Here is a 13,753-nt window from a genome sequence, read left to right as displayed (position 1 = left end):
CCTAGAGGGGCACGCGGCAAATCGCGTCATTCGATCGAATGACCCGCGATAACTTTCTAATGATGTGTCTGTTTGAACCTATGGCGGGCTGCAGCGACGCCGCCCGCGACGCGAATGCGCGTCAGTGCACGAGCGGATTGGAAAATCCCGCCACGAGCTTGACGAGATCCGCCTGACGAGAAACGCCGGTCTTGGCGAAGACGCGATGCAGATGCGTCTTCACCGTCGTCTCTGCGATGCCGAGCGCAATCGCCGTCTCCGGCACGCCGCCGACCTCGACGATCGACTGCAAGACCCTCAATTCCGCCGGCGTGAGGTCGAACGTGCGGTCGACGAGGCCGGCACACGAGCGGCCGTCGAGTTCCGCCTTCCAGACGAACAGGGCTCCGACGGCCGGCGTGCGCTCCGTCGCGCCATCACGCAGCAACGACGGCAGCGCGATGACGTTCGCGATATAGTAGGAACCGCCATCGGATCTCAGCGGGATTTTTCGACCGGCCGCCGCAGCTACGGCAACCTCGCCGGAGTCGCGGAAGATATCGCGCAGGGCCAGATTTGCCTCGGCGGATCGCGCCACGAGCCGGCCCGAGACCGACCGCAGGACGTCAGCCGCGGCCAGAATGGCTTCCGCGGCAGGATTGCTGTGGACGATATTGCAGGCGGCATCGAGCAGGATGACGCCGGCACTGAGCCGGTCCACGACATCGGCCAGCGCGATCGCTCGCTGCTGCTTTCGCTCGATCGCCCGGTTGATCAGCAGCGCCCGGCTGGCGTGCGCGACCAGCGACTGCATGCGCGCGCGCTGCTCCGCATTGAGCATCTCCCTGCCCGGGATCACCGTCAGCAACATCGGACACGGCGACTTCGACTGCTCCAGCACCACGTTCGCCACGTCGACATAGCCCTGTGGACGCAGCCATTCCTGATAGAAGCGGCCGCGGCGATATTCCTCGAAATTCACGAGATCCGGGATGTTGCGCACCTCGCCGTACCGGGGGAGCCTGGCGAGAGGATCGTAGCGGGCGTAGGTCTCGGAATAGAGCTGGATGTAGTGCGGATCGACCCCGCAATAGAAATGCGTCGCGCCGGACTTGCTGACCGGATCCTTCGAAATCAGGCCGCAGGCCTGGCTGCCGATGAACGCATTAACCATGACGACGACGTCGCTCCACAACTCAGGGTGGAGACCCGCGTCATATATACTCTCGATCAACTCGTCATGTTTGGGAGGTCGGGGCATTGGAAGAGCCAGTGGTCAAACATCGAGACTGTGGAATGTTCTTCGTGCCCGGCGGCTTAGGGTCCAGACTCAATTGAGCCAATATGCGACGAGAGCGGCGAGATGAACAGCGGCCAAAAAATTACGGGCGAGCTTGTCATATCGCGTGGCGATGCGCCGGAAGTCCTTGAGCCTGCAAAAGCAGCGTTCGATGACATTTCGTCCTTTGTAGGCGCGTTTGTTGAAGCGATGGATGACGACACGGTTAGATTTATTGGGGATTACGGGCTTGGCGCCGCGACGAATGATTGCGCCGCGAAGCTTGTCGCCATCATACCCTTTGTCGGCGAGGAGCACGCTCATGGGTGGCGCGAGCGCCAGGACATCGGGAGCCGCAGCGATATCGGCATCCTGGCCTGGAGTCAGATGCAGGACGACCGGCCGGCAGAGCGGATCGCTCAGCGCATGGATTTTTGTCGTGCGGCCTCCGCGCGAGCGGCCGATTGCTTGATTGTGCTCCCCCCTTTTCCGCCGGAGGCACACCGGTGAGCTTTAATCGAGGTCGAGTCGAGCGACAGTACGACGCCGTCTTCGCCAGGCTTGGCCAGCGCTTCGAAGATTGCGCACCATCGTCCTCGCTTGGCCCAGCGATTGAAGCGATTGTAGATCGTCGTGTAAGGGCCGTATTCACGTGGACAATCACGCCATCGTGCACCCGATTGCAGCATGTGAATGATGCCGCTGACGATGCGTCGGTCGTCGTCCCGATCCGGCCCCGTCAGTCCCCTCGGCAGATGCGGTTCGATACGCGCCCATTGCCTGTCGTTCAGCCAAAACAAACCAGCGCGCATTCTCTCGCCCCCGAATCAACACGTAGGCAAGAGAATCACGTGGCGCTATTTAGGTACAGACCCTAGTTGAGTCTGTCACGGGACCAAAAGGTTCAACTCCGATCGTGATTTCACCGATCAGTTGACGAGCGGATTCGAGAATCCAGCAACGGGCAGCTTACGAGGTCCGTGCATGGCAATGAATGGCATGAGTGATCAATATCACCAAGCGTACCACAACCGCGGCACGCGGCATCCTCCGATCGGAGGATGCGCCGGCCGGGCGGATGGAGCCCGGCCGGCGGGCGTCGCGTTCAAGCCGCCGGGGCTAATGCCGGCTCAGAACGCGACGCGAACGCCGCCCCTCGCGGTGCCAGTGCGCCTCTGGTCGGACATCATCATGCCCTCGACCGCGCCGAACACGGACACGTTGCGGCTGGTACGGTAGTCGAAGCCGAAGCCGGCGACGGCACCACCGTGCTGCGGCTACCGGGCGTCACGAAAGAGAAGTTCTGGCCGAGCAGCACCGTGCTGATGGTGGTGTCGCCGACGCGCTGGAGCGCGATGACGCCGCAATGGATGTTGGCCTTGAGCTCGCCGCCGGCGAGGCTGGTCACGCAGGACAGATCGACCTCGCCGCGCTCCTCGAAATCCTGCAGCGTGCGGCCGCCGACCGAGAGGCCTTGCGCCGAGCCGGTCTCGCTGTAGCCATCGAACCGGCCCGCGACGTAGCGCAGCCGCGCCGTCGGCGTCAGCAGATCGCCGTTGCCGTCACATTCATTTCCAGTCCCTCGGTCGCCGCCATCTCGCCCCACCGGCGCACAGGCACGTTGTCGGCAGCCCCCTCCAAACGGAGGAGGCTGCCGCTGCGAATTGGATTCGCTGAGCGCTAAAGCAGAAATGTCCGTCGTATTCGACTTGGACGGAGGCGACCGGGTCGCGGCTCAGAACGAACCGAGCGCGCTTCGCCCGGAACTGGTGCAGAGTTGTGACACCGCCTGCGCGGCTTACACCTGGTCCCAGCCCGCCCTCTCCGCGCTCTCGGCCCAGACCGCGGCGCGATAGATCTCGCGCCCGCTGTTGTCCCTGACGCGGATCCAGGCGTCGCGATCGCGCAGGTCGTCGCGCCAGACGAAAAGATGCCGCGCCATCTCGTCAGCCACCACGATGGTCGTCTTGGCATGTTCGAACACCATGCCGCCCGGGTCGATCTTCACGATATTGCCGACCAGGAGGTCGAAGAAGAAACGGTGCATTCAACACTCCGGCTTCAGGCGCCGTTTCCGCACGCAACGCTGCGTCATGATCTACTAAATCCGGTCGGGGTGCGTTACAGCGCTTCGCCGCTCCTGACGTCGCTCGGCGTCGCGCCATAGGCCCGCCGGAAGCAGCGGTTGAAATAAGAGAGATCTCCGAAACCGACATCGTAGGCAATCGAACTCACCGGCCGCTCGGCGAAGTCAGGCTCGCGCAGCATGCGATGGGCACGCTTGAGGCGTTGCTCGGTGAGGAAGGACGAAAAGGTCTTGCCGTCGGCCTCGAACAGCCGCTGGAGATAGCGCGGGGTCACGCCGAGCTCTTGGGCAACATTTGCCACCGAGATATCCTGCTGCCAGCAATTGTTGACGATGAGGAATTTCGCCTTCTGGAGTCGCGCCGCCTTGATGCCGCGCCGTCCGGTCGATTCCCGGGCGTGATCCGTGGCGCCGAGAACGAGCGCCAGGAGATCATGCAGATGCGCGACGCCGAGCTGCCGCATCGCAGGCACCGCCAGCACCTTTTCGTGCACCAGCGCGATCGCGTAGTCGACGAGCAGCCGTAGCCCGGTGGTGCTCTCCGGGATGACGCGCATCACCGCATCGTCGACATCCACGATCATCGGGGCCAGCACGCGTCTCGGCACGCGCAGCGAGAAGCCGCTTCCGAGCGAGAGGCGCTCGAAGATCGTGACGTCCTCCGCGCTGGTCAGGACCGCCTCTCCCGCCCGAAGCCTCAAATCGTGTCCTCGCTCGGATATACCGAGAACGCCCGACCTGTTCACGATCAGGGCGAGACTGTCGTCGCCATCTGCAACCAGATGCTTCGTGCGAACGACCCGCGCTCCGCACAATCCGCCGATCAGCAACTGGGCTTCCGGCAAGACGTGGGACGTGAAGCTCGCCGCGGCCGGCTTTCCTTCCCTTACCTCGACTTCCGCCTTCAGCACGCCGCGGCAGTAGAATTCGCGCAGGAGCGGTACGCGCTCGTCTTCGGGAATGTGGTCCGTTGAAACATTGAAAATTGAAAATTCATCCTTGCCGCTCACTGCAATCTCTCCAACCAACGAGCAGGCCCGGCCACGCGCTGTCGTCTCCCCGCACGCGCGTTCGGTGCCGGTGCGCAATGTTCCGTGGCGCACGCTGCCCTTCTCATTTCAAGTGGCGGCCATATACGAAAGTATCAAATGATACGCGTCATACGTTCGGAGGACACACGCACCTTGCTCATCACAATGGATTGAGATTGCGCGAACTCATGATCCGCGATGTGAATTGGATCACACCGCATCGCCGGCGCCGGTCTGCCGCCCAAACGGTGCCGCAAATCCGGCGGCGATCTTGACGAGGTCGGCCTGCCTGCCGGCGCCCGTCTTTTCGAACAGCCGGCTGAGATGCGTCTTCACCGTCGTCTCGGCGATACCGAGCTTGGCCGCAATGTCGGGAACCCCGCCGATCTCGACGATCGCCATCAGCACGCGCAATTCGGACGGCGTCAGCCTGAACGCCACTGCGATCGCATCGGGCACGAGCGATGACACCATCGTGGCCCTTTGAACGAAGAGCACGGTGGCAGCTCCGTCACGCGGCAGATGGCGCTCCCGCCTCAGCGGAACGGCATGGAGCAGATAATGATGTCCGTCGGACGATGTCACGAGCTCGACCTGACGGCGACCGTTTGAATGAGTTCCTGCATCCGCGGAAAATTCGAACAGGCCGCGGAATATTTTGTCAGCCTGGGTGTTGCGGCCAACTATTCTGTCGCCGACCATTGCGAGGAGATTGGCGTCGACGAAGAGCTGACGGCACGACGCGTTGGCATGGACGACTCTCCCTTCTGCGTCGAGCAGGCAGATCGCCGTGCTCAGTCCGTCCAGGACATCGGCAAGATCGTCCACGGTATGCGAGCGCGCCCTGATCTGGCGACCCATGACCCGCGACCGCTGGATGTGAGGCGCGAGCAGGCGCATACGCTCGCGCATCGCGTCGTCGACGGTCCCGCGGGACCGGTGACGCAGCACCTGCAAGATCGTGGTGCGCGCGACCGTTTTCTCGAGCGTCACGGTTGCGAGGTCTATCGCTCCCTGCGGCTCCACCCACTCTCGGTAGAAGCTGCTTGCCTCGAAGTCGGACTGGGGCATGATGTCGGCCACGCCGACCGTCTGGCCCGCGGCGAAGTCGAGATGGCGGTCGAGCAAGGGATCAAGTTCGACATATCTGTCGCGATAGAGCTGACGGAACCGAGTGTCTGTGCCAAAATGCTCGTGGATCTCGATCGAGAGCCTGGCTGCATCCCTGGACAGGATGGTCGCGGCACATCCACCGACGAAATTCGAAACCTGCTCCAAGGCGGCGCTCCGCAGCGCGGGATTGGCCGCTGCATCATAGATCTCGCCGACGAGCGACGAGAACCGGTTTGCCTGGAGGATCGTCATCGGATGGACGATGGGGTCTGCGTGTTGCCCCGGTGGCGAGGGGGACGAGCGCGTCGGGAACTGAGGGAGGCAGGCCGGCCGATCGCCGCCTTGGACGGAGAAAAAATGCGACAGCGCAATGCTGGAATATCGAACATCATCCTTGCGTAACGTCAACCGCAGGATGCGGCTTGGACGTTTCCGCCAAAGACTAGGATTAATGCGAACAGCGACCGGACAGTGTGCGAAGAGTCACGCGCCCGCTCGCGGCGATCGCCTGCTGTCGCCTGCCTGCCTTGCGGACCGGCCTCTGCGACTTACTTCCGGTTCTCCTCGCAGAATTTCAGCGCGGCGAGCGCCTCGCCGGCGCGCGGGATCTGCATCTCGATGCTGTCCTCGTCATCGTCCTCGAAATCGAGCGTGAGACGCCTGGCCTTCGAGAGGCGATCCATGATCGCCTGGTCGAACTCGAAGATGCCGCGCACGGTGGTCTTGTCCATCACCTCCCACTTCGCCTTCTTCATGATATCGGCGTCATCGGTGGCGACGTCGGCCCGGAGGATCTCGCCGACCTTGTCCCACTCCCAGCCGTCGTAGATCATCACGATCACGATGGCCTTGTCGGAATAGGTGATGACGATGACGTAGTCGCGGTTCTCGTCCTCCTTGTCCTTGTAGCCGCGGCTCGCATTGCAATGCGTATCCTGCGTACGCTTCTCGATGGTCCAGTCGCCGACCTTGGATTGTTGCGCCAGCGCGGGCCTCGAGCTCAAGGCGGCTGCGCTCAAGGCGCCTGCGAGCATTCCGGCGGCGAGAAGGAATCGTCTCATGTCGGCCTCCAGCGTGTTCCCGAGGCCGAGATGACCACCTCTGCCGACGACCCGCAAGGGCTTCAGGCCGCGGGCAAGGCCAGCGGCAGGCGGCTTGCGTCCTAGGCTCGCCGCGGCACGATCGCGATCGGGGTGAAGGTGTAAACCTCCTCGCCGTTCTGGTTGAACATCGTCCATTTCACCAGCGCGATGCCCTGCGGCTTCGACTTCGACGGCGTCAGGCTCATCACTTCGCCGACCAGATGCAGGCGGTCATTGGGCCGCACCGGAATGGTCCAGCGCAGCCCGTCGACGCCCGCGCCGATCAGCGGATGCGGACCGAAGGGCCGGGTCTGGATCGCGAGGTTCATGGCAATCGCGGCGGTGTGCCATCCTGATGCAGCGAGCCCATTGAACAGGGTCCCCTTGGCGGCCTCGTGGTCGAGGTGCATCGGCTGCGGATCGAACTCGGCCGCGAAGCGCTTGATGTCGGCTTCGGTGACCTCGACCTCCGGCGATTTGAACCGCATCCCGATGCTGAGATCGTCGAACCACTCGACCTGCGCCATGATTTTGCCTCGCAAAGCAGGACCGCCCGCGAAGACGCGCGGCCCGAAGGAATTGAACTAAAAGCGCGATGTAGCGGGCCTGCCGCGCACAAACCAGCCCAGGGTTCCCCGCGAAACCCCTTTTCCGGTGCGACGAAACACGCCTGAAACAGATGGCCGGTTATCTGGTTGTCAAAATCATACAGGGACGGCCACCATGCAATTCCTTCTCAATCTGATCCTGGACTATTCCTGCTGCCAAAATCTCGTCGCCCAGCCGCCGCGGGAGGATGAGCTATGATCGAGCTGATCTCCGCCCTCCTCGCCCTTTGCAGCATCGGCGTCTTCGCGGCGCATGCGCTGGATGCCTATCGCACCACGCACTCCTGAGCGCCCTGCGCTAGAACGGCCGCCGGTAAAAATGCTCCGAATGCGTTGCCGGCGGAAACCTGTTGGCGAGCGCCAGCGCTGACTTTTCATCCGTCTCGAGCGCGATCTTCTGCGCGAGCATCACGTCGCCGGGCACGAGGAAGCCTGTCGGGACGAAGCACCATCCCATCGTTGCCATGCCGGCGTCGTCGATTTCGTGGACGTTGGCGGCCGTGCCGTAGTGGATGCGATACCTCTTGCCGGTATCGCAGCCGATCACGTCGAAATACCGGTGCTGCTCGAACTGGGCGCGCTGCGCCGGTGACAGCCAATCGGCCAGAAGCCGACGGCCGCGCGCATCCGGCGTGTTCTCGCCGAAGAAGCGACGGTAGAGTTCGCGCAGCGCATGCAAACGAGCACGCGCTGGCGCGCGGAACCGGAGTGCCGCGAACATGGGCAGCTCAGATCAACCGCCGACCAAGCGGGGATAGAACAGCGTTTCCTGCGCGGTCGGGTCGAACGATTTGATACGGGTCACTTCGCCGGGCCCGGTACGGAAGGCGGCGGTGAAGCCGGCTCCGGTCAGCTCCCGAAAGCGCTGTTCGGCCCGCGCCAGCGCTTCGGCATTGCCAGGATCAAACTCGTGGCGTGTGTCGCCAGTCTGGTCCATCACGATCTGGGTTGCCATGTTGAGTCTCCTCATGCCCAGCCCTGAATCTGATCAAAGCAAACCTCATGCCGTCAGTTCCTGATAGCAACAACTTTCTCGCGCCGGCGCATCACGCCTTGCTGAGCAAGAGCGTTTTCGAGCGAAGTGGATGCCGGTTCGCGTCAAGAAAACGCATCAAAACAAGCATCGAGAGCCCCGTTTGAAACGGGGCTCCCGTCAGCGCGAGGCGGCCGTTCCGCCCTCGTCGATCTGTCGTCCCATCAACGCAATTGCCTTCTGATAGACGCCGGCCGCATTCCAGGCCTCGATCGCGGCGAAATTCGGCTCGCCCGGCTGGTAACCGGCTCCCGCACGCCAGCCATGGGCCTTCAGGAAATTCGCGGTCGAGTTCAACGCATTGGCGGCAACCTCGAGATTGCCGGTGCCATAGGCCAGGATGTTCTTGGGCATGAACTGGGTCTGGCCGACCTCGCCGTGCATGGAGCCGCGGGTCGCGCCCGACAGGGTGCCGCGGTCGATCAGCTTCAGCGCGGCATAGAGCTGGTCGGTGAAGAACTCGGGGCGACGGCAGTCATAAGCAAGGGTCGCGATCGACGACAGCATGTTCTGGTTGCCGCGCTGGCTGCCGAAGCCGGTCTCCATGCCCCAGATCGCGATCAGCGGCCCGGGCGGAACGCCGTAGCGCTGCTGGATCGAGGCGAACAAGGCCGCCTGCGACTGCTTGAGCTGGCGCCCCTTGGCGACGATGGTGGTGGCACCGCGCTTGGCCAGGAACTGGTCGAGCGACAGCGAGAAGCTGCGCTGGCCGCGGTCGGCTGCGATGGTCGCGCTGGCGTAGTTCGTCTGCATCAGGGCCGAGATCGCGGTCGGGCCAATGCCCTTGCCCTGCGCCTCTGCGCTGAATTCGCGCTTCCAGCCTTCGAACCCGGCCGGCGAGCTGCCGCATTGCGCGGCGTTGGCCACAGGCAGAGAGAGAAGCAGCGCGGCCGCGCCAATCACCGCCGTCGCGACTATCCTGCCCTTGATCATTGCTCGTTCCTCTCCTTAGGGCGCGACCGGCTCGCGCGCGCGCATGATCCTACGTCGGTTGCGATCGCTCAAGTCCCGACAGGACCAATCGATCCAAGCAAAGCTCTTGACACCGGCAAGTCGCGACGTCCGCAAGTCACCCAGCCTCCGCTCCCAGCAGGAAATCCACCATGATGCTCTGGTGCTGCTGGTACATGTCGGTACCGGTCCCGGTGACACAGCCGATCTTGCGAGCCGCGGCGATGAAGGGGGAGACTTGGGGCCTGGTGATGACGCAGCCGCAATAGGCGGCTGGCGCAAGGCGCGCGACGTCGACCGGCAGCGGGTCGCCGTCCTTCATCCCGGCGGGCGTCGCATTGGCGACGAAGTCGAAGCCGGCGGGGTCCATGGTGCCGGTCCGCACCGGCGCTTTGCCGAGCCCATTGAGCCGGCCGATCAGCGCGTCGCGGCGCTCGGCCATGCTGTCGTGAATGGCGAGCTCACCGACGCCGGCCTCGACCAGCGCGAGCGCGATCGCCGAGCCGGCGCCGCCGGCGCCGACCAGAAGGGCGCGCATGCCGCCGGGATCGATCCCCTTTGCCCGCGCTGCGCCGACGAAGCCGAGGCCATCCACCATATCGCCATGCCATGAGCCGTCGGCGCGCCGGCGCATCAGGTTCACGGTGCGCAGGAAGTGCGCCCGATCGGTCGCACTCGTGCAGGCCTGGTAGCAGGCAAATTTGTGCGGGATGGTAACGACGATGCCGTCGAGATTTTTCAATCGCGCCGCCACCGAGAGGAAGTCGGGCAAATCCCCCGGGGCGACCTGAACGGGCACGAGAATACCGTCGTGCCCCCGTGCGGCGAAGGCGGCTGACACGCCCGCGGGCGAGCGCACCTGCGCGATGGGATCACCGACGATGACGTGGAGCCGCGTGGCGCCTGACGGGGCCGGGATCATGCCGCTCAAGCCGGAGCCGGGGTGCCGCCCGCCTCCGCGGCCGTCCCGTAGGTCAATTCCAGTCCATCCAGGTTGCCCTCCTTGCGCCACTTGTCGAGCAGCCGCAGGAACGCCACCGGCCCGCGCCAATATTGGCTGTTTCTTGCCGCGATCGGATCGAACACGCCCTCGTTGTTGTAATAGCCAGGCGTGCATTCGGCCAAGTAAGTCTGACGGCCGAGCGCGGCTTTCACGACCTCCTCGACCCAGGCGTTCTCGGCAGCGAGCGTCGGCTCCAGCGTTCTGGCGCCGCGCTTGCGCGCCTGATCGATCACATAGGCGATGTGCTGCGACTGCTCGTCGATGATGTGCGGGAAGTTGGCGCTCTGGCCGGCCTGCACCGTGACGATCAGGAAGCAGTTCGGGAAGCCGCGGCTGTAGAAGCCGTGCATCGTCCTGACGCCGTCGCGCCAGCGCTCGGACAGGCTCATGCCGTCGCGGCCATAGACCTCGAAGCCCATGCGGCGGGCGTAATCGGTGCCGACCTCGAAGCCGCTGGCATAGATCAGGCAGTCGAGCTCATAGGCCTTGCCATCGACGATCACGGCATTCTCCGTGATGCGCTCGACGCCCTGCCCCTTGGTATCGACGAGATGCACGTTGGGGCGATTGAAGGTGTCGAGATATTCGTCGTGGAAGCACGGCCGCTTGCAGAACGCCTTGTACCAGGGCTTGAGCGCTGAAGCGGCCGCCTCGTCCTTCACCACCGCATCGACGCGCGCGCGGATCTCCTCCATCTTGCGGTAGTCGGCCTGCTCGATAACCTTCAACGCCTCCTCCAGCGAGGTCACCGGCTGCGGCTGGCGGCGCGGCGCGAGCAGGATCTCGCCAAGCAGGCCGGTCCAGCCATCCTGGACCAGATCCTGCTCGAACGGCTCGCCCGAGATCACCGCGGTGAAATTGTCCATGCGCTCGCGCTGCCAGCCGGGCCTGAGGCTCTCCGCCCAGGTCTGATCCGTCGGCCGGTCGTCGCGCACGCCGATCGCCGACGGCGTGCGCTGGAAGACATAGAGCTCCTTCGCCGAGCGGCCGAGATGCGGCACGCATTGCACGGCGGTGGCGCCGGTGCCGATGATGCCGACGCGCTTGTCGGCAAGGCCGGCGAGACCGCCTTCAGCCGTACCGCCGGTGTAGGCGTAGTCCCAGCGGCTGGTGTGAAAGCTGTGTCCCCCAAAGCTCTCGATGCCGGGAATGCCCGGCAGCTTCGGCCGGCTCAGCGGGCCGCCGGCCAGAATGACGAACCGCGCGCGGATGCGATCGCCGCGATCGGTCTCGACCAGCCAGCGCGCCTCCTGCTCCCGCCATTCCATGCGCGAGATGACGGTCTGAAACAGCGCGCGCTCGTACAGGCCGAAGTGGCGGCCGATGCGGCGGGAGTGTTCGTAAATCTCCGGCGCCCGCGCATATTTGCGCACCGGCATGTAGCCGGTCTCCTCCAGCAGCGGCAGATAGATGTAGCTCTCGGTATCGCAGGCCGCACCAGGGTAGCGATTCCAGTACCAGGTGCCGCCGAAGTCGGCGGCCTTTTCCACGATACGAAAATCCGCGATGCCGGCCTCGCGCAGGCGCGCGCCGCAGAGCAGACCGCCAAAGCCGCCGCCGACGATGAGCACTTCGGTCGCTTCGCTAACGGCCTCGCGCGCAAATCCGGGATCGGCCCAGGGATCGTCGAGATAGCGGCCGAAATCGCCTGATACCTCGACATATTGCGCCTTGCCCTCGGCGCGCAGACGGCGATCGCGCTCGTCGCGATAGCGCGCGCGAAGTGCGGAAAGATCGACCGTAGGTGCGCCGGCTGCGCCGGTCTTGTGTCTTTCCGCTGACATCCATTTCCTCCACGACAGACGCTGCTTCGCCGGCAGCTCTCCTCACGTTAGCCTTGAAAAAGTGACGCATGCAATCACGTCTGCCGTTTTTTGCGTGAACGGCGCGTGACGTTCCGGTAACCTCGCGCGCAAATCACAAGCGCCATGCAACGACATGGCGATCCGGAGGAAATGATGCAGGGATTGATGATGGACATGCCGCTCCTGATCAGCGGCCTGATCCAGTACGCCGCCGACTATCACGGCGAGGCGGAGATCGTCGCGCGCCAGATCGAGGGCGACATCCATCGCTACACCTATGCGGACGCTCATCCACGCATCAAGCGCATGGCGCTGGCCTTGAAGCGTCTCGGCATGCAGCAAGGCGACCGCGTCGGCACGCTGGCCTGGAATACCCACCGCCATTTCGAGATGTTCTATGCCGCGCCGGGCATGGGCTATGTGCTGCACACCGTCAATCCGCGCCTGTTTCCCGAGCAGCTCGTCTACATCATCAACCACGCCGAAGACCGCCTGCTGTTCGTCGACCGCGCCACGCTGCCCATCGTCGAGGCGATCGCGCCGCAATTGAAGACGATCGAGGCTTACGTCGTGATGTCCTCGCGCGAGCGGATGCCGGAGACGAAGCTTGTAAACGTCCATTGCTACGAGGAGCTTCTCGGACGAGAGAACGACACCGGCTTCACCTGGCCGGAGTTCGACGAAAAATCCGCCTCCACCATCTGCTACACCTCGGGGACGACGGGAAATCCCAAGGGCGTGATCTATTCGCACCGCGCCGCGATCCTGCAGACTATGACCTGCTGCAATTTCGACTTCCTTCCGGGACACATCGAAGGGGTACGCGAGGTGATGATGCCGATGGCGCCGCTGTTCCACGGCAATGGCTGGAATATGCCGTTCACCGCGCCCTATACCGGCTCGAAGCTGGTGCTGCCCGGCCGCAACTATGAGCCCGACAAGCTGTATGAGCTGCTCGAAGGCGAGAAGGTGACGCTGTCGGCGGGGGTGCCGAGCTTCTGGCTGATCCTGCTCGACTGGCTCGGCCGCACCGGCAACAGATTCTCCACCCTGCGTGCAACGCTGTCGTCGGGCTCGGCCCCGCCGCGCGCCATGGTCGAGAAGCTGAAGCGCGACTACAACATCGACTACATCCAGGCCTGGGGCATGACCGAGGCTCTGGGCTGCTCGATGCCGGGCCTGCGTCCCGGCTCGGAGCACCTCAGCGACAAGGAGAAGTTCGACCGCCGACAGGTCTCGGGCCGGGCCTGTTTCGGCACCGCCTTGCGCATCGTCGACGACGGCGGCGTTGAGCTGCCGCGCGACGGCAAGACCGTCGGCCACCTGCGCGCCCGTGGTCCCTGGGTCGCCTCGGGCTATATGAAGCTCGACGAAGGCCTCGACCGCGACGGCTGGCTGATCACCGGCGACATGGCCGTGATCGACCCGCAGGGCCACGTCACGCTGACCGACCGCTCCAAGGACGTGATCAAGTCCGGCGGCGAGTGGATCTCCTCGATCCAGCTCGAGGACGTCGCCTTGTCTCATCCCGACGTGCTGCAAGCTGCCGTGGTCGCGATTGCGCATGAGAAGTGGCAGGAGCGCCCCCTGCTCCTCGTGGTTCGCAAGAAGGGCGCGACCGTTGACGGCAAGGCGCTGCTCGACCACATGCGCCCGAAGATCGCGAGCTGGTGGATGCCTGACGCCGTCGAGTTTCTGGACGAATTCCCGATGACCGGCACCGGAAAGGTGCTCAAATCGGCGTTGCGCGAGAAGTTCAGGGAATACCGCGTCGCTTGAAGCG

General features: G+C 64.1%; 14 protein-coding genes. 1 reads left to right on the top strand and 13 read right to left on the bottom strand.

Going from position 1 to position 13,753, the window contains the following annotated elements:
• Positions 1-121 precede the first annotated feature (121 nt).
• The 13 genes from BJA_RS19170 to BJA_RS19110 all read right to left on the bottom strand — a co-directional run bounded on the left by BJA_RS19170 (position 122) and on the right by BJA_RS19110 (position 11,949).
• Positions 122-1,240, bottom strand: a complete 1,119-nt coding sequence (locus BJA_RS19170) for a helix-turn-helix transcriptional regulator (protein ID WP_011086647.1) — start codon at positions 1,238-1,240, stop codon at positions 122-124.
• Positions 1,241-1,309: 69 nt separating this feature from the next.
• A protein-coding gene (locus BJA_RS19165; RefSeq protein ID WP_110115815.1) for an IS5-like element ISBj2 family transposase occupies positions 1,310-2,070 on the bottom strand; the annotation gives its coding sequence in 2 pieces (ribosomal slippage) (positions 1,310-1,731 and positions 1,731-2,070; 762 coding nt in all).
• A gap of 377 nt (positions 2,071-2,447) precedes the next feature.
• On the bottom strand, positions 2,448-2,864 hold the full coding sequence (locus BJA_RS19160; RefSeq protein WP_011086646.1) for an autotransporter domain-containing protein: 417 nt from the start codon (positions 2,862-2,864) through the stop codon (positions 2,448-2,450).
• Between the two features lie 192 nt (positions 2,865-3,056).
• Positions 3,057-3,305, bottom strand: a complete 249-nt coding sequence (locus BJA_RS19155; RefSeq protein ID WP_038966270.1) for a DUF6894 family protein — start codon at positions 3,303-3,305, stop codon at positions 3,057-3,059.
• Between the two features lie 74 nt (positions 3,306-3,379).
• Positions 3,380-4,354, bottom strand: coding sequence for a helix-turn-helix transcriptional regulator (locus tag BJA_RS19150; RefSeq protein ID WP_038966269.1), 975 nt, complete (start codon positions 4,352-4,354; stop codon positions 3,380-3,382).
• Between the two features lie 231 nt (positions 4,355-4,585).
• Entirely contained in the window at positions 4,586-5,740 is a 1,155-nt protein-coding gene (locus BJA_RS19145) for a helix-turn-helix transcriptional regulator (protein WP_011086644.1), read from the bottom strand.
• Between the two features lie 296 nt (positions 5,741-6,036).
• Positions 6,037-6,549 carry a hypothetical protein gene (locus tag BJA_RS19140; protein WP_011086643.1) on the bottom strand — a complete coding sequence of 171 codons (513 nt, stop codon included), beginning with the start codon at positions 6,547-6,549 and terminating at the stop codon, positions 6,037-6,039.
• 101 nt (positions 6,550-6,650) lie between these two features.
• A complete protein-coding gene (locus BJA_RS19135; protein ID WP_011086642.1) occupies positions 6,651-7,097 on the bottom strand; it encodes a MaoC family dehydratase in 447 nt (148 codons plus the stop codon).
• 379 nt (positions 7,098-7,476) lie between these two features.
• Positions 7,477-7,899 carry a hypothetical protein gene (locus tag BJA_RS19130; protein ID WP_011086641.1) on the bottom strand — a complete coding sequence of 141 codons (423 nt, stop codon included), beginning with the start codon at positions 7,897-7,899 and terminating at the stop codon, positions 7,477-7,479.
• A 12-nt stretch (positions 7,900-7,911) separates the two neighbouring features.
• Entirely contained in the window at positions 7,912-8,133 is a 222-nt protein-coding gene (locus BJA_RS19125; protein ID WP_008137329.1) for a hypothetical protein, read from the bottom strand.
• Between the two features lie 198 nt (positions 8,134-8,331).
• The gene (locus BJA_RS19120) at positions 8,332-9,144 is read right to left on the bottom strand and encodes a lytic murein transglycosylase (RefSeq protein WP_011086640.1); all 813 of its coding nucleotides are present in this window, start codon (positions 9,142-9,144) and stop codon (positions 8,332-8,334) included.
• A gap of 136 nt (positions 9,145-9,280) precedes the next feature.
• Positions 9,281-10,084, bottom strand: a complete 804-nt coding sequence (locus BJA_RS19115) for a shikimate dehydrogenase family protein (RefSeq protein WP_011086639.1) — start codon at positions 10,082-10,084, stop codon at positions 9,281-9,283.
• A 5-nt stretch (positions 10,085-10,089) separates the two neighbouring features.
• A complete protein-coding gene (locus BJA_RS19110) occupies positions 10,090-11,949 on the bottom strand; it encodes a flavin-containing monooxygenase (protein WP_011086638.1) in 1,860 nt (619 codons plus the stop codon).
• A gap of 174 nt (positions 11,950-12,123) precedes the next feature.
• On the opposite strand from BJA_RS19110, the gene BJA_RS19105 reads away from it, so the two are divergent.
• Positions 12,124-13,749: a long-chain fatty acid--CoA ligase gene (locus BJA_RS19105; RefSeq protein ID WP_011086637.1), complete on the top strand. Its 1,626-nt coding sequence runs from the start codon at positions 12,124-12,126 to the stop codon at positions 13,747-13,749.
• The last annotated feature ends 4 nt before the right edge of the window (positions 13,750-13,753 follow it).

Source organism: Bradyrhizobium diazoefficiens USDA 110, from assembly GCF_000011365.1.
GTDB classification, from domain to species: domain Bacteria; phylum Pseudomonadota; class Alphaproteobacteria; order Rhizobiales; family Xanthobacteraceae; genus Bradyrhizobium; species Bradyrhizobium diazoefficiens.
The sequence above is the reverse complement of the archived record's forward strand: the minus strand, read 5'-3'. Positions and strand labels throughout refer to the sequence as shown.